We start from the raw sequence: 24,352 nt of genomic DNA, 5'->3' as shown, positions 1-24,352 counted from the left end.
GTGTCGAACACTTCGCAGCCCCGCATCTATGTCGCCGGCCACCGTGGCCTGGTCGGCTCGGCCATCGTGCGCATCCTGCGCGCCCAGGGCCTGACCAATATCGTGACCCGCACCCACGCCGAACTGGAACTGACCGACCAGGCCGCCGTGCGCGAGTTCTTCCGCACCGAGCAGATCGACCAGGTCTACCTGGCCGCGGCCAAGGTGGGCGGCATCCACGCCAACAACACCTATCCGGCCGAGTTCATCTACGACAACATGATGGTGCAGGCCAATGTCGTGCACGAAGCCTGGCGCGCCGGCGTGCAGAAGCTGCTCTTCCTCGGCTCCTCCTGCATCTACCCGCGCCTGGCGGCCCAGCCGATCCGCGAAGAGTACTTGATGAACGGCATCCTCGAGCCGACCAACGAGCCCTATGCCATGGCCAAGATCGCCGGCATCAAGCTGTGCGAGAGCTACAACCGCCAGTACGGCACCGATTACCGAAGCGTGATGCCGACCAACCTCTACGGCCCCGGCGACAACTATCATCCTGAAAACAGCCACGTGATCCCGGCCCTGCTGCGTCGTTTCCACGAAGCCAAGGTGGGCCAGGCGCCCGAGGTCGTGATCTGGGGCAGCGGCAAGCCGATGCGCGAATTCCTCTTCGTCGACGACATGGCCGCGGCCAGCGTCTACGTGATGAACCTGCCGCACGAGGTCTACGCCGCCAACACCGATCCGATGCACTCGCACATCAACGTCGGCACCGGCCAGGACGTCACCATCGCCGAGCTGGCGCGCCTGGTGGGCCAGACCGTGGGCTACCACGGCCGCATCGTCTTCGATTCGAGCAAGCCGGACGGCACGCCGCGCAAGCTGCTCGACGTGTCGAAGCTGAACACGCTCGGCTGGCGCGCTTCGACGCCGCTCGAGGAAGGGCTGCGCCGCGCCTACGCGGCTTACCTGGAGGAACAGGAAGCCCAGGTCCAGGCCAAGGAAGAACCGAGCCTGGCCGCTGCTTGAATGGCAGAGTGTTAATTGACGTACAGAGTTTACAACGTGCGCTCGCCAGAATGGATGAGTGCCGGCCGGCTTCCCGATGAAGCCGGCCGGTCCCGGAGCCGGCAGGAATAACAACACGGGGCGGCGCACCGCCCGACGACACAAAGGAGTCATCTTGAAAACCTTCCATTTGGCAGCCAAGCAAACCCATCCTTCCACTCCCAAGCGCGCCCTGTGCGCGGCGCTGGTCATGGTCACCGCGGTCCTGGCCGGCTGCGGCGACAAGGAAAAGGAAGCCAAACCCGGCCAGGCCCTGGCCAGCGTCAACGGCGAAGAAATCACGGTGCTGCAGCTGAACGAGGAAATGCAGCGCGCCGGCGTGCCGGCAGCCCAGCAGCAGGTGGCCAGCAAGCAGTTGCTGCAGGCCCTGATCGACCGCCAGCTGCTCGAGAGCGAGGCCGAGAAGGAAAAGATCGACCGCGATCCCAAGGTGATGCAGGCCATCGAACGCGCCCGCTCCCTGATCATCGCCCAGGCCTACATGCAGAAGAAGGTCGGCGAGCCGGTCCGCCCCACCCAGGCCGAGATCGAGGATTACTTCAACAAGAACCCGCAGTTCTTCGCCAACCGCAAGCAGTTCGCCATGAACCAGCTGGTGCTGCCGGCCGCCGCCCTGACGCCCGAGCTGCGCAGCGCCGTCGACAACGCCAAGTCGCTGGAAGAGGTGGCCGTGCTGCTCGATTCGCGCAAGGTCCAGTACGGCCGCGCCCAGGTGACCCGCAGCACCGCCGACCTCAACCAGCAGATCTCGTCCAAGCTGCTGTCCATGCCCAAGGGCCAGCTGTTCGTGGTCAAGGAAGGCCAGCGCGCCCTCGTCATGTCGATCGCCGACGTGCGCGACGCGCCCGTCACCCTGGCCGTGGCCGCGCCCCAGATCGGCCAGTACCTGATGAACCGCAAGAACAAGGAGCTGGCCCAGGCCGAAATCCAGCGCCTGCGCCAGACCGCCAAGATCGACTACCTGAACAAGGACATGGCGCCGGGCAAGAACGATCCGGCGCCGGGCGCCGTCCCGGCGGCGCCGGCGGCCCCGACCGCGGTGGCCGATGGCTCGGCGGCGGCGGGCGCGGTGGCGCCGGCGGCAGGCGAGGGCGGTTCGACCGACGAGGCCGCGGTCTCGCGCGGCGTGGCCGGCCTGAAGTGATGAACACCTGATTCGCAAACAGGTATCCGACAAGATCAAGCATAAAGGAGCAAACATGAAACGTTTCATCAAGTGGATGGTGGCCGCGGCCCTCACGCTGAGCTTCGGCTTCGCCGGCGCCCAGGAAGTCAAGCTGGGACCGGGCGACGTGGTCAAGATGTCGGTCTACGGCAGCCCTGACCTGGCCCTGGAGACCCGCGTCAGCGAAACCGGCAACATCACCTTCCCGCTGCTGGGCCAGGTGAGCGTGGGCGGCCTCTCGGTGGCCGAGGCCGAGAAGAAGATCGGCAGCCTGCTGGAGAAGGGCGGCTATCTCAAGAAGGCCCAGGTCAACATGCTGGTGACCACCCTGGCCAGCCAGCAGGTCTCGGTGCTGGGCTATGTCAACCGCCCGGGCCGCTATCCGGTCGAGGGCCGGCGCAAGGTGCTCGACCTGCTGTCCATGGCCGGCGGCATCCACGGCGACGGCGGCGACATGGTGAGCCTGGTGCGCACCCGCGACGGCAAGACCACCCGCGAGACCATCGACGTGATCGACATGGTGCGCAAGGGCGAGCTGGACAAGGATTACGAAGTGGCGGGCGGCGACGTCATCTACGTTGAGCGCGCCCCGCGCGCCTACGTCACCGGCGAAGTCACCCGTCCCGGTCCGTTCCGCCTGGAGCGCGGCATGACCGTGCAGCAAGCCGTCTCGGCGAGCGGCGGCCTGAGCCCGCGCGGCAGCAACAACGGCATGAAGATCACCCGCAAGGACGCCAGCGGCAATCCGGTCACCATCAACGTCAAGGCCAACGACGTGGTCCAGGTCGACGACGTGATCACCGTGCGCGAGAGCTGGTTCTGAGAGTCCGGCCCGCCCGGTTTGTTCACCCCGCTGTAGAAAAGGTTTAGCCATGAACGTTCAACAATTCCTCCTGATTCTTCTTGCCAGGAAGAAGCTTATTCTGTCGACCCTCCTGGTCACGGTGCTGCTGGCGCTGGGCTGGAGCCTGATCCAGCAAAAGACCTACAAGGCGACGGCGTCCGTGCTGCTGAACTACAAGGGGGTGGACCCGCTGACCGGCCTGACCATGCCGGGCCAGCTGCTGCCGGGCTACATGGCCACCCAGATCGACATCATCAGCTCCAAGAACGTGGCGCTGCGCGTGGTCGACTCGCTGCGCCTGGCCTCCAGCCCGGCGGTCCAGCAGCAGTGGCGCGATTCGAGCGAAGGCAAGGGCAGCGCGCGCGACTGGCTGGCCGACCTGCTGCTCAAGAAGCTCGAGATCATGCCCTCGCGCGAGTCGAGCGTGGTCGAGATCAGCTTCAAGGGCGCCGACCCGGCCTTCGCGGCGGCGGTCGCCAACGCCTTCGCCGAGGAATACCAGAAGATCAGCGTGCAGCTCAAGACCGAGCCGGCGAAGAAGGCCTCGACCTACTTCAACGAGCAGACCAAGCAGCTGCGCGACAACCTCGAGGCGGCCCAGGCGCGCCTGTCCAAGTACCAGCAGGAAAAGGGCATCGTCAGCCTGGACAACAACCGCGTCGACATCGAGCTGTCGCGCCTGAACGACCTGTCGTCCCAGCTGGTCGCGGCCCAGACCGCCGCCATCGAGGCCGGCTCGCGCGAGAAGATGGCCGGCGGCGGCGTCAACTCGGCCGACGTGGCCAACAATCCCCTGATCCAGAACCTGCGCGTGCAGCTCTCCGGCGCCGAATCGAAGCTGGCCGAAGCCGGCTCGCGCTACGGCCGCAACCACCCGCAATACCAGTCGGCCTCGGCCGAGGTGGGCAAGCTGCGCGCCGAACTCAACGCCGCCCTGGGCAGCGTCACCCGCAGCGTCGGCTCGAACGCCTCGGTACTGCGCCAGCGCGAAGCCGAGCTGCGCTCCGAACTGGCCGCGCAAAAGGCGCGCGTGCTGGAGCTGAACCGCACCCGCGACGAGCTGGGCGTGCTGCTCAAGGACCTCGACAGCGCCCAGCGCGCCTTCGACTCGGCCAGCCAGCGCTTCTCCCAGACCCGCATCGAAGCCCAGTCCGAACAGTCCGACATCTCGATCCTGAACCCGGCCACCGCGCCCACCGATCCGTCCGGCCCGCGCGTGCTGCTCAATACCCTGATCTCGATCCTGCTCGGCACCGTGCTCGGCGTCGGCCTGGCCCTGCTGCTGGAGCTGATCAACCGTCCGGTGCGCTCGACCGGCGACGTCAAGGACATGCTGGGCATCCCGGTGCTCGGCACCATCGAATGGCGCCCGGCCCGTGCCCGCAGCGGCGGCATCCGCAACCTGATGGCGCCGCGCCGCCTCTTGCGCCTGAACTAAGGAGTCGACACCATCATGAATTCATCCGTGCTATCCGCACTGCCTACCGGCCACCCGGCCGAGACCAGCATGGGCGCGCTGCTGCTCGACGCCGGCAAGCTGACCCCCGAGAGCGCCGAGCGCGTGCTGCGCATGCAGAAGGACCTCGGGATCCGCTTCGGCGAGGCCGCCGTGCGCCTCGGCCTGGTGAGCGAGGACGACATCCAGCAGGTGCTGGCTCGCCAGTTCTCCTATCCTTACCTGCAAAAGGGCCAGGCCAACCTCTCGCCCAAGCTGGTGGCGGCCTATGAACCCTTCTCGCCCCAGGTCGAATCGCTGCGCGCGATCCGCAGCCAGCTGATGCTGCGCTGGTTCGCGCGCGGCCGCCGCGCCCTGGCGATCGCCGGGGTCTCGCCCGAAGACGGCTCCAGCCTGTTCGCGGCCAACCTGGCGGTGGTGTTCTCCCAGCTCGGCGAGCAGACCCTGCTGGTGGACGCCAACCTGCGCGGTCCGCGCCAGAGCGAGATGTTCGGCATCAAGCCGCGCCAGGGCCTGTCCGACCTGCTGGCCGGACGCGCCGACCTCGACGTCATCGCCCGCGTGCCCGCCTTCGTCGACCTGTCGGTGATGCCGGCCGGGACCCTCCCGCCCAACCCCCAGGAACTGCTGGCGCGCGAAGGCTTCCGCAACCTCAACACCCAGCTCGAGAGCCGCTACGACGTGGTGCTCTACGACCTGCCGCCCTTCGGCTCGGGCGCCGACGCCCTGGCCGTGGCCGGGCGCGCCGGCGGCGTGCTGCTGGTGGCGGCCAAGCACCGCACCCGCATCGCCAACATCGGCCGCATGGCCGAGCAGATGGCCGAGGCCGGCGCGGAAGTGATCGGTTCGGTGGTGGTGGAGTTCTGAGATGGCGAACCAGGTACCTGCAAGCGCCCCGCTGGACGCGGGAGATTGGCGGTCCGATCTGCGCCACGCCCTGCCCGAATGGTGGCCCGTCCTGCTCGGACTGGCGCTCCTGTTCGGCCCCACCTTCTACAGCCTGTTCACCGGCGCCTGGGTCAGCGAAGAGCAGGGCCACGGCCCGATCATCTTCTTCCTCGCGGTCTGGCTGATCTGGCGCAAGTGGCCCGAAGTCATCGCCGCCAGCACCCCGCCGCAGGCGAGCTGGTTCGGCTGGCCGCTGCTGGTCTTCGGCCTGGCCATCCACCTGCTGGGCCGTTCGCAAGCCATCCTGATGTTCGAGGTCGGCTCGATCCTGGCCGTGACGGCCGCGATCCTCCTGATCAAGCGCGGTTCGCGCGCTTTGCGCGTGCTGTGGTTCCCCTTCTTCTTCATGCTCTTCATGGTGCCGCTGCCGAGCGAACTCGTGGCCGCCGTGACCATGCCCATGAAGATGGCCGTGTCCTGGGCCACCGAGCACATCCTGTTCGGCCTGGGCTACCCGATCTCGCGCTCAGGCGTGGTGCTGCAGATCGGCCAGTACCAGCTGCTGGTGGCCGACGCCTGCGCCGGCCTGCAGACCCTGCTGACCCTGGAGGCCCTCGGCCTGTTCTACCTGAACCTGATGCGCCACCCCTCGGCCTTCCGCAACATCGGCCTGGCGATCCTGATCGTCCCGATCTCCTTCGCGGCCAACGTGATCCGCGTGATCACCCTGACCCTGATCACCTATTACTTCGGCGACGCGGCCGGCCAGGGCTTCCTGCACGGCTTCGCGGGCATGGTGCTGTTCGTCACGGCCCTGGTGCTGATCCTGGCGGTCGACTCCGGCCTGCAGTGGTGGATCAAGCGCAGGGAAGGCGGGGGCCCGCGCGGCCCCGGCCCGTCCCACAAGCTCAAGGAGGCCGTATGAACCGCCGTCTCGCCATCAGCCTGATCCTGGGCGCCGCCATGGCCGGCACCTCGGCCCTGACCGGGGCCCTGACGCCCAAGCCGCGTCCGCTCGAGGAGCATGAAAAGTTCAGCCTCGAGCAGATGATCCCGCAGCGCTTCGGCCAGTGGGTGCTCGACCCCAGCGTGGTGCCGCTGACCCCGGACCCGGAACAGCAGCGCGTGCTCGAGCTGATCTACGACCAGACCCTGTCGCGCACCTACATCAACCCGCGCGGCGAGCGCGTTATGCTGTCGATCGCCTATGGCGGCGAGCAGAGCAAGTCGCTGCAGCTACACCTGCCCGAGGTCTGCTACGTGGCCCAGGGCTTCCAGATGGTCGACGAGAGGGAGGACGCGCTCGCCACCCGCTACGGCGAGGTGCCGGTCCAGCGCCTGGTGGCGCGCCTGCACGAGCGCAACGAGCCGATCACCTACTGGATCACGATCGGCGAGAGCGTGACCCGCAGCGGCATCCAGCAGAAGCTGCGCCGCCTGGCCTATGGCCTGTCGGGCGAGATCCCGGACGGCATGCTGGTGCGGGTCTCGACCATCGGCGCCGACCAGGGCGCGGCCTACGCCGTCCAGGACCGCTTCGTCCAGGAGATGCTGGGCGCGCTCGCGCCCCAGGACCGTACGCGCCTGCTGGGCGCCGACGCCGGCAAGGCGCCGGCCCAGCTCGCGCAACACCACTGAACCCTTGAGTAGACACCCGCAACGCCGATGAACGAGATCCTGCCCTATATCTATTATTCGCTGCCCTGGGCCTTCGTGATCGGCTTGTCGATCGCGGCCGTGGCCGGCGTGGGCCTGGGCCTGGTCTGGCCGCGCTTCCTGGTCTATGGCTACCTGCTGGTGTTCTTCTGGGTGAATTCGACCAGCTACGGCAACCTGGCGGTGTTCGCCGCCAAGAGCATCTACAGCCGCGGCTCGGGCAAGCTCTACTTCGCCCTGCTGCTGTGGTGCATGCTGGGCGCCTGGGTCGTGGCGCGGGTCTCGGCCACCTTCAACCGCTATCCGGCGCCGGCCTGCAACCTGCGGCCCTGGTTCTGGGGCTGGTTCCTGCTGCTCGCGGCCCACGTGGGCGTGGGCCTGTTCTCGGGCGTGCCCCTGGCCGAAACCCTGGCGCCCTCGGGCTTCTCCAACATCGTCTGGATGATGCCCCTGATCGCCCTGATGCTGCTGGCCTTCCGCACCCGCGAGCAGGTGATCGAACTGGCCCACTTCATCATGCTGGCCGGCCTGTGCCGCGCCGTGTTCGGCCTGGTCCGCTGGGCGGCCTTCGGCGGCGACCCGAACAATGTCTACGCCAACATGAACGCGATCAAGATCCGGCTGACCTTCTTCGACATCAACGACAGCCTGCTGTGCACGGTCGCCTTCGCCATCACCGCGGTCCACCTGTTCCAGGCGCACAAGACCGACCGCCCCAAGTTCTGGCGCAACATCGAATGGATGACCCTGGTCCTGACCGCCGCCTGCGTGGTGCTATCCTACCGCCGCTCGGCCTGGATCGGTTTCCTGCTGGCATTCGTGGTGGTGATGTTCCGCTTCCCGACCAAGCGCCGCCTCCAGCTCACCGTGGCCGGACTGCCCCTGGTGGGCGCGGCCCTGGCCTATGCCGCGGTGCGCCGCCTGACCCAGACCAAGGGCGCGAGCGGCGGCCTCTCGTCGATGATCTACGACATGCAATCGAAGCGCTTCGGCCCCGAGAGCGAGCGCGTGCTCGAACTCAAGCTGGCCGCGGCCGATTTCATGTCGCGCCCGCTCACCGGCATCGGTTCCTGGGGCCGCTATAACGGCTACCAGTACATCTCCTGGCAGAACAATCCGGATGGCGGCCTGTTCCTGCACAGCGGCATCCTGCACATCGCCCTGAAGAGCGGCCTGATCGGCACGACCCTGCTGTTCGGCACCATCCTGGCCTTCGTCGGCTTCGCCCGCCGCACCCTGCGTAAACTCCCGCCCGAACTGCTGGGCCTGGGCACGGCCGGGGTGGCGGGGATCGCCTTCATGACCCCCGACCTATTGATCGGCACGCCGTTCCCGCAGGTGCGCACCACCCAGATGCTGGCCTTCTGCATGGCCTTGCCCTACCTGGCGGCGGCGGTCAGCCAAATGGCCCCAGCCCCGGTGCGCCAGGCGCCCAAACCCTTCGTACCCCGTCCCCGCCTGGTGCACGCCTGATGAACCTGCGACTCCTGCGCAACGCCTGGTCCAACCTGCTGGGGGCGGCGATTCCGGCCCTGGTCATGCTCGGCACCGTGCCCCTGGTGGTCAAGGGCCTGGGGGAGGCCAGCTATGGCGTCTACTCCCTGGTGACCGCCATCGTCGGCTATTTCGCCGTGATCGACATCAATGTCACCGCCGGCTCGGTCAAGTACATCGCCGAACACCAGGCGCGCGAAGACCGCGCCAAGGTGGCCGAGACGCTCACCTTCGGCCTGGCCACCTATACCCTGATCGGGCTGGTGGGCGGGGCCGGCCTGTTCCTGGGCGCGGCCTGGTTCGTGAACGACGTGTTCACGGTGCCGCCGCGCCTGGTCCAGGAAGCCACCGACACCCTGCGCCTGGCCTCGCTCGGCTTCTTCCTGGGCCAGCTCCAGGCCTACCTGAACAGCGTGCCCCAGTCCCTGATGCGCTACGACATCTCGAGCCGCGTGGAGATGGTGTTCGGCACCCTGGTGCCGCTCGCCACGGTCGGCATCCTGATGCTCGGCTACGGCCTGTTCGAGGTGATCCTGCTGCGCGTGGTGGCCAGCAGCATCCACTGCCTGATCCTGTGGCGCGCCATCCGCCGCCTGCTGCCCGGCCTGGCCTTCCGCTGGCCGGGGCAGCGCATCCGCGCCGAGCTGCTCGGCTTCTCGGCCTATTCCTTCCTGGCGCGCTTCGCCTCGCTGTCCTACGCCTATGCCGACAAGCTGATCATCGGCGCCCTGGTCGGCGTAACCGGCCTGGCCTATTTCACGGTCGCCTCGACCCTGGCCAACCGGGTGCTGAGCCTGACCTTCCGCCTGTCCGGGGTGTTCTTCCCGGCCGCCAGCGCCCTGGCCGCGAAGGGCGAGCTGGCCCGGCTCGACCAGGTCTACCTGAAGGCGACGCGCTACGTGGTGTATCTGAATGCCGCGATCCTGGTGCTGGTGGCGGTGTTCGCCCACCAGATCCTGGCCCTGTGGATGAACGAGGACTTCGCGCGCAACGGCGCCGTGGTGCTCACCGTGATGGCGCTGTCGCAATTCATCGATTCGCTCACCAGCCTGCCGTCCCTGGTCAACGACGGCATGGGCCATCCGCGCGTGTCCGGCATGTTCGCGCTGGGACGCGCCTGCGCCGGCCTGGCCATCGTCTACGTCGGCGTGGCCGGCTGGGGCATCGATGGCGCGGCCTGGGGCCACCTGGTTGGCTCGCTGCTGTTCACCACGGCCTTCGTGGTCTACGTCCACGGCCGCACAGTGCCGACCTCGCTCGGCCGCCTGCTGTCCCAGGGCTATGCGCCGGGCCTGCTCGGTGTCGCCCTGGTGGCGATCGCCGCCACCGCCGCCGAGCAGCTGTTCGACGGCGGCATGACGGATTTCCTGGTCATCCTGGCGCTCACGGTGGTCCTGCTGGGCGTGCACGGGGTGATGTTCGTGATCGAGCGCGACGATCGCATGCTGGCCTGGTCGCGCGTCAAGCAACGTTGGCAGCCGGCGGGAGGATGAGATGCGGATCTTGATGGTGTCGGAGGATTTACCTGGAGAACAGATTGGCGGCCTGGGCAAGCACGTGGTCACGCTTGCGAACCGCCTGCTGGCCGAAGGGCACGACGTCGAGATCCTCGGCCGCAACGATCGCGGCACCGTGGGCTGCGCCGAGCAGATCGGTTTCAAGGGCGTGTTCCGCCCTGGCTTCGACCAGGCGCGCCCCGGCTGGAAGGAATTGCAGATGGGCGTGTTCAACCCGCTCAAGCGCCCTTATTTCGCCCGCAAGATCGGCGCCGCCATCAACGAGCACGCGCCCGGCTTCGACGTGGTCCACTACCACGGCCACCTGCCGATGGTGGGCCTGCACGTGGAGGAGGGCATCAACTACGTCCAGACCCGCCACGACCAGGGCAGCGAATGCCTGACCCACCTGCGTTTCCGCGACGGCGCCGTGTGCGACAACCTGGTGCCGGGCGACTGCTCGGCCTGCATCACCCGGTCCGCCGGCCCGATGCGCAAGCGCGTGACCGCGATCGCCGTCAACGGCTACCGCGAGCAGACCGCGCGCGCCTTCGCCCGCCACAAGACGGTGTTCGTGTCGGACTTCCTGCGCCGCCAGTTCCTGCGCGCCGTGCCCGACGCCGACCTCTCGCGCTGCCGCGTGATCCACAACTTCGTCGACTACCCGCGCCTGCGCGCCGCGGCCGAGGCCGCCCCCGACCCGGTGATGGGCGAGGTGGTGCTGGTGGGCCGGGTCGACAAGGGCAAGGGCTTCGCCGAATTCCTCGACGCCGCCAGCGGCCGCCTGCCGCCGCATGCGCGCCTCCTGATCGCCGGCGACGGCCCGCAGCGCGCCGAACTCGAAGCCCGCCATGGCGGGGCAGGGGTGCGCTTCCTCGGCTGGCAGGACTATCCCAGCACCCTGGCCCTGTCGGCGCGCGCCCACCTGTGCGTGGTGCCCTCGCTGTGCGAGGAAGCCTGCAGCACCACGGTGCTGGAAGCCCTGGCCCTGGGACGCCAGTGCGTCGCGATGGCGCGCGGCGGCACCCCGGAGCTGGCCCGCTACCAGCTCTACGAGGGCCAGCTGGCGCTGGCCGAATCCATGGACGAGCTGGTCGGCCTGGTGGCCGCCCGGCTTGCCGAACCACCCCGGCGCGTGGCGCCGGCGCCGCAGTTCGGCGCCGATGCCGGGCGCCTGCTACCGCGCTTACTGGAGCTGTATGCCGAACACACCAACCTTTTCGATCGTTACCTGCACCTGGAACAGCGCCGCCACGCTGGCTGACACCCTGGCCTCGGTCCAGTCCCAGACCTGCCAGGACTTCGAACACATCTTCGTGGACGGCGGCTCGACCGACGCCACCCTGGACATGATCGCCGCCTATCCCGGCAACAAGCGGGTGCTGCGCGACGTCGGCGGCGGCATCAGCCGCGCCATGAACCAGGGCATCGAAGCGGCGCGCGGCGAATTCATCGCCCACCTGCACTCGGACGACTATTACGCCGGCCCCGACGTGCTGGCCACGGTGGCGCGCGCCTTCGAAGGCGCGCGCACGGCAGGCCAGCCCGCGGATTGGTTGTACGGCAATATCCAGGTGCTGAAGGACGGCAAGCTGGTGCCCCCCTATGCGATGCCGCCGTATTCCTACCGCTCCTTCGTGGCCGGGCGAGCCTCGATCCCGCATCCGGCCGTGTTCATCCGCAAGGCCGCCTTCGAGCGCCATGGCATGTTCGACGAGCAGCTCAAGTACGCGATGGACATCGACCTCTGGCTGCGCCTGGGTGCGGTGGCGCGGCCGATCATGGTCGACCAGCCGCTGACCGTGTTCCGCGACCACGCGGGCAGCGTGTCCTCGGCCAACAAGATCAAGGCGCGGCGCGAGGAATTCGCGGTGCGCAAGCGGCACATGGCCAAGGCGCCGCTGGCCTTCGGTATTTACTGCCTGCGTTACATGAAGCGCATGCGGGTGCTGGAAGCCGAAGCGAGGGAGCTGAAACCGGCGTAGCAAATCTGACAGGTTTGCGTTTTTGTCTTTTCATGCAGGCCAAGACCGTTATCCAGGGCACCACAACCGTTAGAAAGGTGAAAATATTATTCGGCAAAATTGATTTTTTGCCTGTCGTATTTCTGTGAGGCAAGCAAAAAAAACGTGATTTCTTCGGGGATTTTTCCTGTGCTCAATAAAGTTTGGGGTAACATTCTTTTCGTTGAGTAAGGGCGTCGCAAAGAAACTCCCGCACAGCAGGTATCGAGTGCCCGTTCGCGGTGCTCATCGGAAATCAGGTTTTTTTCTCGGAGCTTCAACATGAAATTTCACCGGAAGAGTCTCGTTTGTGCTGCCCTGTTTGCCTCGCTGGTCGCGAGCATCGATGCGCGCGCGGACTGGGTCGAGTCCACCGATCCCCTGATCGTTAAGCCGAGCCCGGCAATGAACACGGTGGCGGCCCAGAACCCGCCGGGTTTCACCTGGGCGCGTCATGCGACCGGTCCGGCCAACTACGAACTCGAGATCACCCCGGTCGGCGGCACGCCGACCAAGATCGTCACCGACCGCAACTGGTATCTGCCGACCAAGGCCATGGCCCTCGGTAACTACACCTGGCGCGTGCGCCCGACCACTTCGGGAGAATGGTCGAGCCCGCGCACTTTCTCGGTGACCAGCAAGTCCAACATCTTCGAAGTGCCGGACAACGCCACCCTGCGCTCGCGCATCATGTCCAAGGCCCGTCCGCGCTCGCTGCCGGCATCGGTGACCCCGGTCGCGACCTGGAAATACGCCCGCAAGGTCGAACTCGAACACTACGTGAGCCGCCTCGGCAACGAAGTGGTGGCCCAGTCCACCGCCGTGCCGGCCCTGTCCGACTCGCGCTGGAGCATCACCATCTCGACCCCGCTGACCGCCGCCATGGCTTCGCAGCAGACCGACGTGCGCCAACGCATCAACGAAGCCAGCCGCCAGCTCGAAGCCGCTTCGCTGATGGTCTATCTCAAGGGCGACCAGGTCTACCTGACCGAAGCGCTCAAGCGCGGCGACCAGCTCGCTTCGCTCGACCCCAACGGCCCGACCAGCTACGCCAACCAGGACCAGGCCACCCGCCAGATCGCCTGGAGCCTGATCAAGGCCGTCGACGTGCTGGGCCCGAAACTGGACGCGACCCGCAAGGCGCGCTGGCTGGCCGCGGTCAAGGCCCGCGCCACCGAGATGTTCAACAACCTGGCGGGCGACAACGGCCGCCTCGACCAGTACCCCTTCGATTCGCACGGCAACACCAGCCTGATCTTCATGGTGCTGATCTCGACCCTGTCGCTGGGCGACATCCCGGAAGCCCAGAAGTGGTTCGACTTCTCCTTCCGCGCCTACGCCAACAGCCCCTCGCCCTGGAGCGGCCCGGAAGGCGGCTACGCCAACGGCACCGCCTACGCCGAGTACAACGCAGGCTACCTGCTGGCGCTGTGGGACCCGCTCACCCATGCCTCGGGCGTGAACTTCTTCGGCAAGCCCTGGACCCTCGGTTTCCTGGACTTCGCGATGGAATTCACCCCGCCGGGTTCGCGCGTCCACGCCTTCGGCGACGCCTCCGAGACCAAGCCGGACTCCCGCGTGTTCCGCGCCTTCGCTTCCCGCATGTGGTCGCCGCGCGCCGCCTGGTACGTGAAGAACACCTCGGGCATGGAAGACGGGCTCTCGCTGCTGCAGGCCGAGTATCCGCTGCCGGTGAAGAACACCACCGTCTACGCGGCGCCTTCGGACTCGGCCTACTACCCGAGCATCGGCTGGGTGGCCATGCACAGCAACCTGGCGTCGGACCAGCGTTCCTCGCTGTACTTCAAGTCCAGCCCCTACGGCTCCTTCAACCACAGCCACGGCGACCAGAACGGCATCCTGCTGTCGGTCGCGAACCAGCCCCTGCTGGTGAAGGCCGGCTGGTACGACTGGTACGGCTCGCCCTACTGGACCGACTGGTACCACCAGACCCGTTCGCAGAACGGCATCACCTTCGACGGCGGCAAGGGCCAGATGGTGACCGGCTACCGCGAGCAGCTGCAGCGTAACGGCCGCATCACCGGTTTCTCGGCCCAGCCGAGCTACGACTACGCGGAAGGCGACGCCACCCCGGCCTACGGCGGTCAGCTGACCATGGCCAAGCGCCAGATCTGGCACCTGCGCAACGCCGGCAACGCCATCCTGGTGCGCGACCGCCTGGCCAGCACCGTGGCCCGCACCTATGAGTGGAACATCCACACCCCGGTCATCATGACGGTGGAGAACTCGCTCAACGTCAAGGTCGTCGCCGGTGCCCAGTCGGTCTGCCTGCGTTCGCTGAACACCAATGCCAGCTTCGCCAAGTGGATCGGTCCGGGCGCCAAGACCAACGTGGTCGAGGACCACGGCGCCTTCTACCTGAAGAACGACGGCAAGTCGACCGCCGAGTTCCTGGTGCTGCTGGACGTGGGCTGCAAGCGCCCGACCGTCAACATCACCACCAGCGGCTCGACCCGCACCGTGACCGTGGCCGGCCAGGCAGTGACGATCAACTAAGGTCCTGCTCAACCGGGCGCAGTCCGGCGGCGCGCCATGCTAGACTCGGCGCGCAACGCACCCCAAGTCCCCCTGCGGCTTCGCGCTGCCGGGGGCTTTTCGTTTTGGAGCCCCATGAAACAGGTATTCCTGATCGGCGCCCACAAGGACGCCGCCCAGCTCGAGGCCCTGGTCGCGGCCTTGGACGACCCGGACTTCCTGGTCTACGTCCACCTCGACCGCAAGAGCGCGATCGACCCCGGCGCCCTGCATCCGGCGGCGCGCCTGGTGCGCGAGCGCATCGACGTGCGCTGGGGCCGCTTCTCCCAGGTCGAGGCGATCCTGGTCTCGGCGCGCCAGATCCTGGCCGAGGTGCCGGAGTTCGACAAGCTGGTCTTCCTCTCGGCCCAGGACTATCCGCTGCTGCCCAACGCCTTGCTCAAGCGCGAGCTGGAAGCCCTGCGCGGACGCGAGCTGATCGAGACCGCGCCGATCGGGCCGGACGGCTGGAACGTGGCCCACCGCTACCAGTATTTCCACCGCGAGGGCGGCGGCCGGCTCGAGCGCCTGGCCTGCGGCCTGCTCAATCGCGGCATGAAGCTCCTCAAGCGCCGGCGAAGCTTTCCGGCCGGGCTCACGCCGCACGGCGGCTCCTGCTGGTGGGCGCTGTCGCGCGAGTGCGTGCAGGAGATCCTGCGCCTGCACGAAGCCCATCCGGGACTGGCGCGCCTGTGCCGCAGCGCCCAGTGCCCGGACGAGCTGTTCTTCCAGACCCTGGTCATGAATTCGCGCTACGCCGGGCGCGTCCTGGCGCAGAACTTCCGCTACATCCAGTGGCCGGAGGGCGGCGCCCGCAATCCCAAGCTGCTGGACGAAAGCGACCTGGCGCGCATCCAGGCTTCCGGGGCCCATTTCTGCCGCAAGCTCGACAGCCAGGCCAGCGCCGGACTGTTGCGGCGCTTGGCCGCGTGGAAGGAGAGCAGGGCGGCGGCCTGAGCGCGGCGCCCCCGGAATGCGACCTGGCGCACGGTGGACGGTCGGTGCCTGGTGGATACTGATTGCGTCCAAGGTTTGCAAAGGAAACCCACCGTGAGCGAGTCCGCGGGCGCCTTGCCCTTCCTGATCCTGACACGCGCCGGCTTCGACGACCTGGTCGAACGGGTCGAGCATGCCGGTGCGCTGCTGATCCTCAATCCCGGCATCGCCACCGAAGCCGAGCTGGCCCGCCTGCGCGCAGCCGGCGCCGTCCTGCACATCCTCGGCCAGCCGGTCGAGCCCGGCCGCGCGCGCGAGGCCGAGCTGGCCCTGCACCTGGCGCGCGGCATCGACAGCCGCGCCTGGGTCGAACACGGTCCGGCGCTGCCCGGGCCGGGACCGGTATCGGGACCGGTGGCAAGCGGCCTGCCGGCCGCGCCAGAAGTGTCCGAGTCGCTGCCGCCGCCGCGGGCGCGCGACCTGCACCGTCGCCTGGCGCGCGGCGCCGGCCTGTTCGCCGGCCAGGCGCTGCGCCGCCTGCGCGGCCTGGCCGGCGGCGGCCAGCCGATGCTGCTGCCTTACCTCGGCTTCGGCAATGCCGGCAAGCTGTGGATCAAGGGCCGGGTGCTGGACGAGCAGGCTTTCCGCGACCAGACCCCGACCGACAGCGGCTGGCACAACCTGATCGCCCTGTACCGCCGCCTGGAGTCGGACGAGGTGGAGGGCGCGCGCGTGCTGGCGCGCTTCCAGGGCCAGGAGCTGGAAAGCTTCACCGACCGCGGCGGCTACTTCAGCTTCGAGATCAGCGCCGCCGCGCCGCTGGCGGACGGCTGGCAGCGGGTCGAGCTGGAGCTGCCGGACAGCCGCGGCCCGGACGGCCAGCCGCCCAGGGCCGAGGCCGAGGCCATGGTGCCGGCATCCACGGCGAAGTTCGGGATCATCAGCGACATCGACGACACCGTGCTCTGGACCAATGTCACCAACAAATTGAACATGGCCCTGATGCTGGTGCGCAGCAACGCCCACACCCGCAAGCCCTTCAAGGGCGTGGCCGCCTTCTACCGCGCCCTGTCCGCCGGCGTGTCCGGCAAGGAAAACAACCCGCTGTTCTACGTCTCGAGCAGTCCCTGGCACCTGTTCGGGCCGCTCGTCGACTTCCTGCGCATGCAGGGCATTCCGCTCGGACCGCTGCTGCTGCGCGAGCTCGACCTGCGCACCATCCTCAAGCCCACCAGCCACGGCAGCCACAAGCTGGAGCAGATCGAGCGCATCCTGTCCTTCCACCCCGGCATGCGCTTCGTCCTGATCGGCGACAGCGGCGAACAGGATCCCGAGATCTATGCCGAGGTGGTGCGTCGCCATCCGCAGGCGGTACGCATGATCTATATCCGCAACGTGAATCCCGACCCCTTGCGCATCGAAGCCCTGGACCGCCTGATCGCCGAGGTCAGCGCCACCGGCGCCCAGCTCGTGCTGGCCCCCGACAGCGTGTTCGCCGCCTCGCACGCGGCGGCCGAGGGCCTGATCCACGTCGACCGCCTGGCCGACGTGCGCCTCGACAAGCGCGAGGACGACAAGCTGCTGAGCGCCGGCTGAACATGTCGTCCGGCCTTGCCGTTCGGCCTCGCCGTTCGGCCCCGCCGTTCGGCCGCCGTCCGGCCCCGCCGTTCGGCCTCGCCGTCCGGCGGCCGCTTCGCCTCGTCATTCCGAATCCCCGGTCGCCCGCCATCCGGTCTGCATAGCGATATGTTTCTATGAGATAATTGCATAAAGACAATATCCATTGCCAAGCTTGAATGGAAGATCAGGGGAAACGATGAGACAGCAGCCAGCGCGCGGCGAGCCAGGCGCGGCATGAACGAGATACGCGCGTTCATGCTGATGCTCGCCATCGGCAATATCAGCTACGCCGTCCTGATGGCGGGCTATTCGCGCACCGGCCGGCCGGACCGCTCGATGAAGATCTGGACCTGGGCCAAGCTGATCGAGGGCGCGGGCTTCCTGGCCTTCTGGCTGCGGCCTTCGCTGCCGCCCGCGACCGGCGTGCTGCTCTCGAACGGGCTCCTGATCGCCGCCGCCGTGGGCGAGGCGCTGGCCTACACCACCTTCCTCGGCTACCGCTGGCAGCGCGGCCTGCTCGGTCTGTTCATCCTGGGCGAGGGGCTGCTGCTCGCCACCGTGGCCTTCGACGCCAGCGCGGCCCAGCGCGTCCTCCTGATGTCGCTGGTGCTGGCCACGATCGCCGGCCTGAACGGCCTGATCATGATCGGCACCGGGCCCCGCTTTTCGCTCCTGCGCTGCATCATCGGCCTGCCCAACCTGCTGGTCGCCTTCGCCTTCTTCTGGCGCGCCTGGGTAGCCAGCGGCAGCGGCCTCGACGTGTACACCCCCAGTCCGTCCCAGACCACGGTCTACCTGGGCGCCTACTTCCTGCTGGTCGTGAACGGCTTCGGCTTCCTGCTGCTGTGCAAGCAGAAGGACGAGGCGCGCCTGCGCGAGCTGGCCACCACCGACAGCCTGACCGGCCTGGCCAACCGCCACTGCTTCCTGGCCGAGGCCGAGCGCGCGCAGGCGCAGGCGCGGCGGCTCGGGCAGCCGCTCAGCCTGCTGATGCTGGACATCGACCACTTCAAGCGCATGAACGACGGCCACGGCCACGCCTTCGGCGACCGCGCGCTGCAGGTATTCGCAGCCGCCGCCGGCGCGGCGCTGCGCCGCGGCGACCTGCTGGGGCGGCTGGGCGGGGAGGAATTCGCGGTGCTGCTGCCCGCCACCGACGCGGCCGGGGCGTTCGCGCTGGCCGAGCGCCTGCGCCGCGCGGTGGCGACGGCGGCGCTCGAGGACCAGGGCGAGCGGATGGCGCTGACGGTCAGCATCGGCGTCGCCACGTTGGGGGAGGGCGACGGCATCGGCACGGCCCTGGGACGCGCCGACAAGGCCTTGTACCGGGCCAAGCGCGCGGGACGCAATCGGGTCGAGCAGGCCGAGGACCCGCTGGACCGCGCGATCGCCTAGGGCCGGCGCGCGATTCCCTGCGATCGGGGGGCTCCCGGCGCGACTTTTTATGGCTGAGTGTGCTGCACCGCACACATGGCGCGTGTTGATGAATTGTGCGCGCCCAAGGCTGCGCTAGAATCGATTGGCCCGATTCTTGATCAATCGCTATCGATCGTCCATGCGCAAGCCCCTGTCCATCGCCTTCATCGTTCGTGATCCGCTGCCGCCGCTGCGCGCCGACGTGCTGACCCTGTTCGGCGCCGAGATGCCGCGCTATGGGGTGCGCACCGAACTGGTCGGCCAGTCGGGCAGCGAGGCGAGCGACCCCTGGCGGGCCGGCGGCATGCACCGGGTCGGCAGTCTCAAGAGCCGCTTCGCCAGCGTGCTGTCGCCGCTGTGGGACCTGCAAGGCCTGCTGCGCGCGCGCCGCGGCGCCCGCCCCGACTGCATCCAGGTGCGCGACAAGATCGCCTCGGGTTTGCTCGGACGCTGCGCCGCAGCATTGCTCGGCGTGCCCTTCCTGTACTGGATGTCCTTCCCCATCGTGGAGGGCTTCGAGGTGAGGCGCGACGAGATCGGCCGGCGCGGCAAGGGCTTGAAGTGGTTCGGGCACGCGCTGCGCGCGGCGGCCTCGCGCTTCGTCATCTACAGGCTGGTGCTGCCCGGCGCGCGCCACATCTTCGTGCAGAGCGAGGCCATGGCCGACTGGCTGGCTGCCAAGGGCTTCGAGCGCGCGCGCATGACCGCGGTACCGATGGGCGTGGACGCCGAATTGTTCGACCGCGCCCGGATCGAGCCGGTCCAGGACCCGCGCCTGGACGGCCGCCGCGTGGTGCTCTACCTGGGCCGCATTGCCCAGGCGCGCCGCTCCGATTTCCTGCTCGATATGGTCGAGCTGCTCAAGCCCGACGTCCCTGACGTGCTGCTGGTGCTGGCTGGCGACGCCGCCTCGAACGACGAGATGGACTGGATGCGCGCCGAGATCGCGCGCCGCGGCCTCGACAGCCACGTGCTGCTGACCGGCTGGCTGCCCCAGCGCACCGCCCTCGGCTACGCGGTGCGGGCCGAGGTCGGCCTGTCGCCGATCCCGCGCGGCGCCCTGTTCGACGTCTCCTCGCCGACCAAGCTGGTCGAATACCTGGCCCTGGGCATCCCCAGCGTGGCCAACGACATCCCCGACCAGGCCCTGGTCATCGCGCAAAGCGGCGCCGGCCTGTGCGCCCCGATGGAGCCGGCCCCCTTCGCGCGCGCGGTGCGCCGCCTGCTGGACGACCGCGCTCTTGCTGCAGAGTTCGCCGAACGTGGCCCAGCGTACGTAAGAAGCCACCGGACCTATGCTATTCTCGGCCGGATTGTTGCCGAAACGTACACAAACATCCTGCCTGACCGGAAGTGATCACGACGATGTGGACTTATTCGCTGAAACTCTCGCTGCGTTCACTGGTCCGTGAGCTGGCGCGCAACCTGTGGGGCAGGGTGCTGGTCTATCCGGTGCTGGCCCGCAACGAATATTCCACCGCCAACCTGAACGCCTATATCGCGCGCCGCGCGCGCCACCTGCGGGTGCCGGTGGCGCCCGACGGCGCCCGCCTGCAGCGTGTGGCGCCCGGCGCCAAACTGCTCGAAAAGACCGAGGTCAAGCAGCACCCGGAGCGCTTCGTGCGCCCGCGCGGCCTGGGCTCGCTGATCCGCAACACCATCAAGACCAGCGGCACCTCGGGTTCGCCCCTGACCCTGGTCCAGACCCTGGGCACCGTGGTGCGCGAAGAGGGCTTCGTCTACCGCCAGCTGCGCTGGATCGGCTGGCGCCCGGGCCAGCGGCGCGCGTGGATCCGCGGCGACATTGTCTGCGACGACCAGCCGAAGGACGGCCGCTACTGGTGCCGCGACTGGGTCGGCAACATGCTCATGATGTCTTCCTACCACCTGTCGAACGCGACCATCGGCGCCTACGTCCAGGCCCTGGAGGAATACGACCCGGTGGTGATCCACGCCTACCCGTCCTCGATCGCGGCGATCGCCAACTGGCTCAACGCCGCCGGCCGCCGCTACGCCGGCCGGTCGCTGCGCGGCGTGATGACCTCGTCCGAAACCCTGGAGCCGGCGGTGCGCGAGGCGGTGACGCGCGCCTTCGGGGTGGTGGTGTTCGACTGGTACGGCCAGGCCGAGCGGGTCTCGGCCATCGGCACCTGCGAGCACGGGCACTACCACCTGTTGACCGACTACGCCGGCGTCGAACTGCTCGACAAGGGCGACGGCAGCGCCGAGCTGGTCGGCACCACTCTTAATAACCGCGCCATGCCCCTGGTGCGCTACCGCACCGGCGACACCGTGGTGCCTGGGGAGGGCGAGGCCTGCCCCTGCGGCCGGGTGTTCCCGACCGTGCAGGCCATCGTCGGCCGCCAGGAAAAGATCCTGACCCTGCCGGACGGGCGCATCGTGGCGCGCCTGGACCGCATCTTCCAGGGCCACGACCGTAACCTGGTCGAAGGCCAGGTGCTGTACCACGGCGAGGCCCGCTTCACCCTGCGCGTGGTGGTGACCGAAGGCTTCACGGAGCAGGACGAGGCCGCCCTGATCGAGAAATTCCTGCTGCGCGTGCCCGGGGTCAAGGTGGCGGTCGAGCGCGTGGCCGCGATCCCGCGCGGGCCGAACGGGAAATTTGAATTCATCGCTGTTGACAATCGTGCGCTTCGTTAAAAAAACATCGTTGTACTATTTAAAAGAATTTCTTTTTTACAGGTTTCTGTGGAAGGGGCGGTCGGCATGAGCCAGGCATCGCATCCCGCCACATCGCACACCGCGGCGCCGAGCGCGCCCAGGGTGCTGATGCTGGGCACCGCGCCGGAAGGGCGCGGCGGCGTCGCGACCGTGGTCTCGCTGCTGCGCCAGGACGGACTGTTCGAGCGCGAAGGGGTGTGCTACATCCCGACCCACGTCGAAGGCAGCCGCTGGGACAAGGCACGCGCCGCCGTGCTGGGCGTGGCGCGCACCCTGGCCTGCTTGCTGCGCCGCCCCGAGCTGGTGCACGTGCACGGCGCCTCCAACGCCAGCTTCGTGCGCAAGTCGGTGCTGCTGGCCCTGGCCCGCGCGGCCGGCTGCAAGACCGTGTTCCACCTGCACGGGGCCTGTTTCGACAGCTTCATCGACAAGGCCTCGCCGCGCATGCGGCGCTGGATCCGCCACACGCTGGAAGCCAGTTCGGTGGTGATCGCGCTGTCCGAGCGCTGGGCCGTGTTCCTGCGCGGCTTCGCGCCGCGCGCCAACGTGGTGGTGATCCCGAACTCGGTGCCGCTGCCGCCGCTCGCGCTGGAGCAGGAACAGCCGGCACGGATCCTGTTCCTCGGACAGATCGAGCAGCGCAAGGGCATTTATGAACTGGTGGAAGCGCTGGCCAGGGTCGCGCCGCAGTTTCCGCAGGTAGAACTGGCGATCGGCGGGCAGGGCGAGCTGGAGCAGGTCAAGCGCCGCGCCCGCGAACTGGGCGTCGAGGACCGCATCGTGCCCCTGGGCTGGATCGACGCCCGGCAGAAACAGGAAGAACTGGCGCGGGCCGCGCTGTTCTGCCTGCCCTCGCATGCCGAGGGCCTGCCGATGGCCATGCTGGAAGCGATGGCCGCCGGCAAGCCGGTCGTGGTGGGCAGCGTCGGCGGCATTCCCGACGCCGTGCGCGACGACGACAACGGCCTCTTGGTGCCGCCCGGCGACGTCGAGGCCCTGGCCGCGGCCCTGGCCCGGCTGCTGGGCAGCAGCGCCGAACGGCGCCGCCTGGGCGGGCGCGCCCGGGCCACGATCGAACAACAATACGAGTCCGGCGTGGTGATCGCACGGATCTCGGCGGTCTATCGACAACTACGCACGGCGGGGGGGTAATGAACGCAACACTACGCATGGTATGGCTGGTGAACCGGCTGCGCTGCATGTCGGTGGCCGAGGTCGGCTACCGCTTCCGGCAGGCGGCCGCGACCAGGCTGGGCAAGCGCCTGTCCGGGCGCGCGGCGCCGCCGCCGCTGCCGCGCGCGCTGACCCTGCCGGTGCGCGGCGCGCCCGCGCTCGACCCGCTCGAGGCCGAGGCCCTGCTGGCCGACGCCGACCGCATCTGCGCCGGCCATGTCGTGCTGTTCGCCGAACGCCGCTTCGACGTCGGCGTGCCCACCGCCTGGAACCGCGACCCCGAGACCGGGGTCACCGGCCCCGCCATCTATGCCGGCGACATCGCGATCACCCGGCGCGAGCAGGTCGGCGACATCAAGCACGTCTGGGAACTGAACCGCCACCTGCACCTGGTGCGCCTGGCCCAGGCCTGGGCCCTGAGCCGCGACGTGCGCTGGATCCACGCGCTGGAACAGCAGTTGCGCAGCTGGCTCGACCAGTGCCCGCCGCTGACCGGACCCAACTGGACCAGCTCGCTGGAACTGGGCATCCGCCTGATCAACTGGAGCCTGGTGTGGCAGCTCACCGGCGGCGAGAACAGCCCCATGTTCGAGGGCGACAGCGGCCGCAAGCTGCGCGCCGACTGGCTCGACAGCATCCACGCCCACTGCCGCAGCATCGCGCGCCACCTGTCGCGCCATTCCTCGGCCAACAACCACCTGATCGGCGAACTGGCCGGCCTCTACGTCGGCGCCACCACCTGGCCGTGCTGGAAGGAGTCGGCCGACTGGGCCGCCCAGGCGCGCCGCGAACTCGAACACGAAGCCGTGCTCCAGTTCTCGCGCGATGGCGTGAACCGCGAGCAGGCCTTCGCCTACCACGTGTTCTCGAGCGAATTCCTGTTCGTGGCCGGCCTGCTGGGCCAGGCCGCTTCCCAGCCTTTCTCGCGCAACTACTGGGCCTCGCTGCAGCGCGCGCTGCGCTTCCTGCGCTCGGTGCGCGACGTCGGCGGTCATGTGCCCATGGTCGGCGACGCCGACGACGGCTGCGTGTTCCGCCTCGACGCCGCCGGCCTGGACCGCGCGGGCCAGCTGCTGGCCCTGGGCGACACCGTGTTCGGCGGGCATGCAGACCAGCACCCGGGCGTGCGCTGGCTGCTGCATGCCATGCCCGGCGGGCGGCCGGATTGCGATCCGCACGAGGTCGAGACCGGCTGGGCCTTCCCTGACGGCGGTTATCTGCTGTTCGGCAACCACTTCGGCGAGGAGCGCGAGATCAAGGGCATGCTCGACTGCGGCCCGCTCGGCTACCTCGGCATCGCCGCCCACGGCCATGCCGATGCCCTGGCCCTGACCCTGTCGGTGGCGGGCGAAGAGTGCCTGGTCGACCCCGGCACCTATTCCTACTGGCAAGACCAGAAATGGCGCGATTACTTCCGCGGCACCTCGGCCCATAACACCCTGCGCATCGACGGCCTCGACCAGTCCGTCAGCGGCGGCCGTTTCATGTGGCTGAGGAAGGCCAGGGCCGCCATCGAGCGCATGCCGAGCTCGCCCCAGGAATTCGATTTCCGCGGCTCGCACGACGGCTACGAGCGCCTGTCCGACCCGGTGCGCCACGTGCGCAGCGTGAAGTTCGACGGCGCCAGCAATACCCTGGTGGTGCGCGACGAAGTCTCGGCCAAGAAGCAGCACAAGGTCGAGCTGTTCTGGCACTTCGCGCCCGGCCTCGACGTGCGCCTGTCCAGCCAGGGCCTGTCGGTGCGCGGCCAGCGCTTCGTGCTGCAGATGCAGGCCAGCGGCGCCGATCTCCAGCTCGAACTGGTGCGCGGGGCCGAGAATCCGCCGCTGGGCTGGTATTCGCGCACCTACGAGGCCAGGCAGCCTTGCGAGGTGCTGCGTATCTCCACAGTATCGTCCGCCGTTCCGGTCGAATGCAGGTTTACAATAACGTTTTTTTAATAAC

Annotated in this window: 20 protein-coding genes; 19 read left to right on the top strand and 1 reads right to left on the bottom strand. The window is 68.3% G+C overall.

Going from position 1 to position 24,352, the window contains the following annotated elements; all coding sequences use genetic code 11:
* The 11 genes from B0920_RS10845 to B0920_RS10795 all read left to right on the top strand — a co-directional run bounded on the left by B0920_RS10845 (position 1) and on the right by B0920_RS10795 (position 12,028).
* Positions 1-1,005 carry a GDP-L-fucose synthase gene (locus B0920_RS10845; protein WP_078032507.1) on the top strand — a complete coding sequence of 335 codons (1,005 nt, stop codon included), beginning with the start codon at positions 1-3 and terminating at the stop codon, positions 1,003-1,005.
* A gap of 154 nt (positions 1,006-1,159) precedes the next feature.
* Positions 1,160-2,188 carry an EpsD family peptidyl-prolyl cis-trans isomerase gene (locus B0920_RS10840; protein ID WP_078032506.1) on the top strand — a complete coding sequence of 343 codons (1,029 nt, stop codon included), beginning with the start codon at positions 1,160-1,162 and terminating at the stop codon, positions 2,186-2,188.
* A gap of 55 nt (positions 2,189-2,243) precedes the next feature.
* Complete coding sequence (epsE, locus tag B0920_RS10835; protein WP_078032505.1) at positions 2,244-3,032, top strand: polysaccharide export protein EpsE; 789 nt, start codon at positions 2,244-2,246, stop codon at positions 3,030-3,032.
* A gap of 49 nt (positions 3,033-3,081) precedes the next feature.
* Positions 3,082-4,491, top strand: a complete 1,410-nt coding sequence (gene epsF / locus B0920_RS10830) for a chain length determinant protein EpsF (protein WP_078032504.1) — start codon at positions 3,082-3,084, stop codon at positions 4,489-4,491.
* A 15-nt stretch (positions 4,492-4,506) separates the two neighbouring features.
* On the top strand, positions 4,507-5,376 hold the full coding sequence (gene epsG, locus B0920_RS10825) for a chain length determinant protein tyrosine kinase EpsG (protein WP_078032503.1): 870 nt from the start codon (positions 4,507-4,509) through the stop codon (positions 5,374-5,376).
* 1 nt (position 5,377) lies between these two features.
* Positions 5,378-6,322, top strand: a complete 945-nt coding sequence (xrtB, locus tag B0920_RS10820; protein WP_078032502.1) for an exosortase B — start codon at positions 5,378-5,380, stop codon at positions 6,320-6,322.
* A complete protein-coding gene (epsI, locus tag B0920_RS10815) occupies positions 6,319-7,035 on the top strand; it encodes an exosortase-associated protein EpsI, B-type (protein WP_078032501.1) in 717 nt (238 codons plus the stop codon). Before xrtB ends, epsI begins: the two co-directional genes overlap by 4 nt.
* Positions 7,036-7,062: 27 nt before the next feature.
* Complete coding sequence (locus tag B0920_RS10810; RefSeq protein WP_078032500.1) at positions 7,063-8,526, top strand: O-antigen ligase; 1,464 nt, start codon at positions 7,063-7,065, stop codon at positions 8,524-8,526.
* The gene (locus tag B0920_RS10805; RefSeq protein WP_078032499.1) at positions 8,526-10,040 is read left to right on the top strand and encodes an oligosaccharide flippase family protein; all 1,515 of its coding nucleotides are present in this window, start codon (positions 8,526-8,528) and stop codon (positions 10,038-10,040) included. Before B0920_RS10810 ends, B0920_RS10805 begins: the two co-directional genes overlap by 1 nt.
* A gap of 1 nt (position 10,041) precedes the next feature.
* Positions 10,042-11,307, top strand: coding sequence for a glycosyltransferase family 4 protein (locus B0920_RS10800; RefSeq protein ID WP_078032498.1), 1,266 nt, complete (start codon positions 10,042-10,044; stop codon positions 11,305-11,307).
* A complete protein-coding gene (locus B0920_RS10795) occupies positions 11,243-12,028 on the top strand; it encodes a glycosyltransferase family 2 protein (protein ID WP_078032497.1) in 786 nt (261 codons plus the stop codon). Before B0920_RS10800 ends, B0920_RS10795 begins: the two co-directional genes overlap by 65 nt.
* An 86-nt stretch (positions 12,029-12,114) precedes the next feature.
* Here the strand turns inward: B0920_RS10795 and B0920_RS25565 are convergent, their stop codons facing one another.
* Positions 12,115-12,330 (bottom strand): hypothetical protein, encoded by a 216-nt coding sequence (locus B0920_RS25565; RefSeq protein WP_143745703.1) that lies wholly within the window; start codon positions 12,328-12,330, stop codon positions 12,115-12,117.
* Between B0920_RS25565 and B0920_RS10790 the strand changes: the two genes are divergently transcribed.
* From B0920_RS10790 to B0920_RS10750, 8 genes are all read left to right on the top strand, one after another.
* Positions 12,329-14,563 carry a DUF4962 domain-containing protein gene (locus tag B0920_RS10790; RefSeq protein WP_078032496.1) on the top strand — a complete coding sequence of 745 codons (2,235 nt, stop codon included), beginning with the start codon at positions 12,329-12,331 and terminating at the stop codon, positions 14,561-14,563. The genes B0920_RS25565 and B0920_RS10790 overlap by 2 nt on opposite strands.
* A 114-nt stretch (positions 14,564-14,677) precedes the next feature.
* On the top strand, positions 14,678-15,538 hold the full coding sequence (locus B0920_RS10785; protein ID WP_078032495.1) for a beta-1,6-N-acetylglucosaminyltransferase: 861 nt from the start codon (positions 14,678-14,680) through the stop codon (positions 15,536-15,538).
* 93 nt (positions 15,539-15,631) lie between these two features.
* Positions 15,632-17,113 (top strand): App1 family protein, encoded by a 1,482-nt coding sequence (locus tag B0920_RS10775; protein ID WP_143745702.1) that lies wholly within the window; start codon positions 15,632-15,634, stop codon positions 17,111-17,113.
* Positions 17,114-17,371: 258 nt separating this feature from the next.
* Positions 17,372-18,532 carry a GGDEF domain-containing protein gene (locus B0920_RS10770; RefSeq protein ID WP_078032492.1) on the top strand — a complete coding sequence of 387 codons (1,161 nt, stop codon included), beginning with the start codon at positions 17,372-17,374 and terminating at the stop codon, positions 18,530-18,532.
* 160 nt (positions 18,533-18,692) lie between these two features.
* Complete coding sequence (locus tag B0920_RS10765; RefSeq protein WP_078032491.1) at positions 18,693-19,910, top strand: glycosyltransferase; 1,218 nt, start codon at positions 18,693-18,695, stop codon at positions 19,908-19,910.
* An 8-nt stretch (positions 19,911-19,918) separates the two neighbouring features.
* On the top strand, positions 19,919-21,214 hold the full coding sequence (locus B0920_RS10760; protein WP_078032490.1) for a phenylacetate--CoA ligase family protein: 1,296 nt from the start codon (positions 19,919-19,921) through the stop codon (positions 21,212-21,214).
* A 66-nt stretch (positions 21,215-21,280) separates the two neighbouring features.
* Positions 21,281-22,387, top strand: a complete 1,107-nt coding sequence (locus tag B0920_RS10755) for a glycosyltransferase (protein WP_229455357.1) — start codon at positions 21,281-21,283, stop codon at positions 22,385-22,387.
* Positions 22,387-24,348 (top strand): alginate lyase family protein, encoded by a 1,962-nt coding sequence (locus B0920_RS10750; protein ID WP_229455354.1) that lies wholly within the window; start codon positions 22,387-22,389, stop codon positions 24,346-24,348. Before B0920_RS10755 ends, B0920_RS10750 begins: the two co-directional genes overlap by 1 nt.
* Positions 24,349-24,352 lie beyond the last annotated feature (4 nt).

It is taken from the genome of Massilia sp. KIM (assembly GCF_002007115.1).
In the GTDB taxonomy this organism is placed as follows: Bacteria; Pseudomonadota; Gammaproteobacteria; order Burkholderiales; family Burkholderiaceae_D; genus Telluria.
The sequence above is the reverse complement of the archived record's forward strand: the minus strand, read 5'-3'. Positions and strand labels throughout refer to the sequence as shown.

What these genes read in the sequence shown, in the direction of transcription:
- epsG (WP_078032503.1), top strand. Translation starts at nt 4,507, where the DNA reads ATGAATTCATCCGTGCTATCCGCACTGCCTACCGGCCACCCGGCCGAG.
- epsE (WP_078032505.1), top strand. Translation starts at nt 2,244, where the DNA reads ATGAAACGTTTCATCAAGTGGATGGTGGCCGCGGCCCTCACGCTGAGC.
- B0920_RS10750 (WP_229455354.1), top strand. Translation starts at nt 22,387, where the DNA reads ATGAACGCAACACTACGCATGGTATGGCTGGTGAACCGGCTGCGCTGC.
- B0920_RS10810 (WP_078032500.1), top strand. Translation starts at nt 7,063, where the DNA reads ATGAACGAGATCCTGCCCTATATCTATTATTCGCTGCCCTGGGCCTTC.
- B0920_RS10805 (WP_078032499.1), top strand. Translation starts at nt 8,526, where the DNA reads ATGAACCTGCGACTCCTGCGCAACGCCTGGTCCAACCTGCTGGGGGCG.
- B0920_RS25565 (WP_143745703.1), bottom strand. Translation starts at nt 12,330, where the DNA reads ATGTTGAAGCTCCGAGAAAAAAACCTGATTTCCGATGAGCACCGCGAA.
- B0920_RS10790 (WP_078032496.1), top strand. Translation starts at nt 12,329, where the DNA reads ATGAAATTTCACCGGAAGAGTCTCGTTTGTGCTGCCCTGTTTGCCTCG.
- epsF (WP_078032504.1), top strand. Translation starts at nt 3,082, where the DNA reads ATGAACGTTCAACAATTCCTCCTGATTCTTCTTGCCAGGAAGAAGCTT.
- xrtB (WP_078032502.1), top strand. Translation starts at nt 5,378, where the DNA reads ATGGCGAACCAGGTACCTGCAAGCGCCCCGCTGGACGCGGGAGATTGG.
- B0920_RS10795 (WP_078032497.1), top strand. Translation starts at nt 11,243, where the DNA reads ATGCCGAACACACCAACCTTTTCGATCGTTACCTGCACCTGGAACAGC.
- B0920_RS10755 (WP_229455357.1), top strand. Translation starts at nt 21,281, where the DNA reads ATGAGCCAGGCATCGCATCCCGCCACATCGCACACCGCGGCGCCGAGC.
- B0920_RS10800 (WP_078032498.1), top strand. Translation starts at nt 10,042, where the DNA reads ATGCGGATCTTGATGGTGTCGGAGGATTTACCTGGAGAACAGATTGGC.
- epsI (WP_078032501.1), top strand. Translation starts at nt 6,319, where the DNA reads ATGAACCGCCGTCTCGCCATCAGCCTGATCCTGGGCGCCGCCATGGCC.
- B0920_RS10785 (WP_078032495.1), top strand. Translation starts at nt 14,678, where the DNA reads ATGAAACAGGTATTCCTGATCGGCGCCCACAAGGACGCCGCCCAGCTC.
- B0920_RS10760 (WP_078032490.1), top strand. Translation starts at nt 19,919, where the DNA reads ATGTGGACTTATTCGCTGAAACTCTCGCTGCGTTCACTGGTCCGTGAG.
- B0920_RS10770 (WP_078032492.1), top strand. Translation starts at nt 17,372, where the DNA reads ATGAACGAGATACGCGCGTTCATGCTGATGCTCGCCATCGGCAATATC.
- B0920_RS10765 (WP_078032491.1), top strand. Translation starts at nt 18,693, where the DNA reads ATGCGCAAGCCCCTGTCCATCGCCTTCATCGTTCGTGATCCGCTGCCG.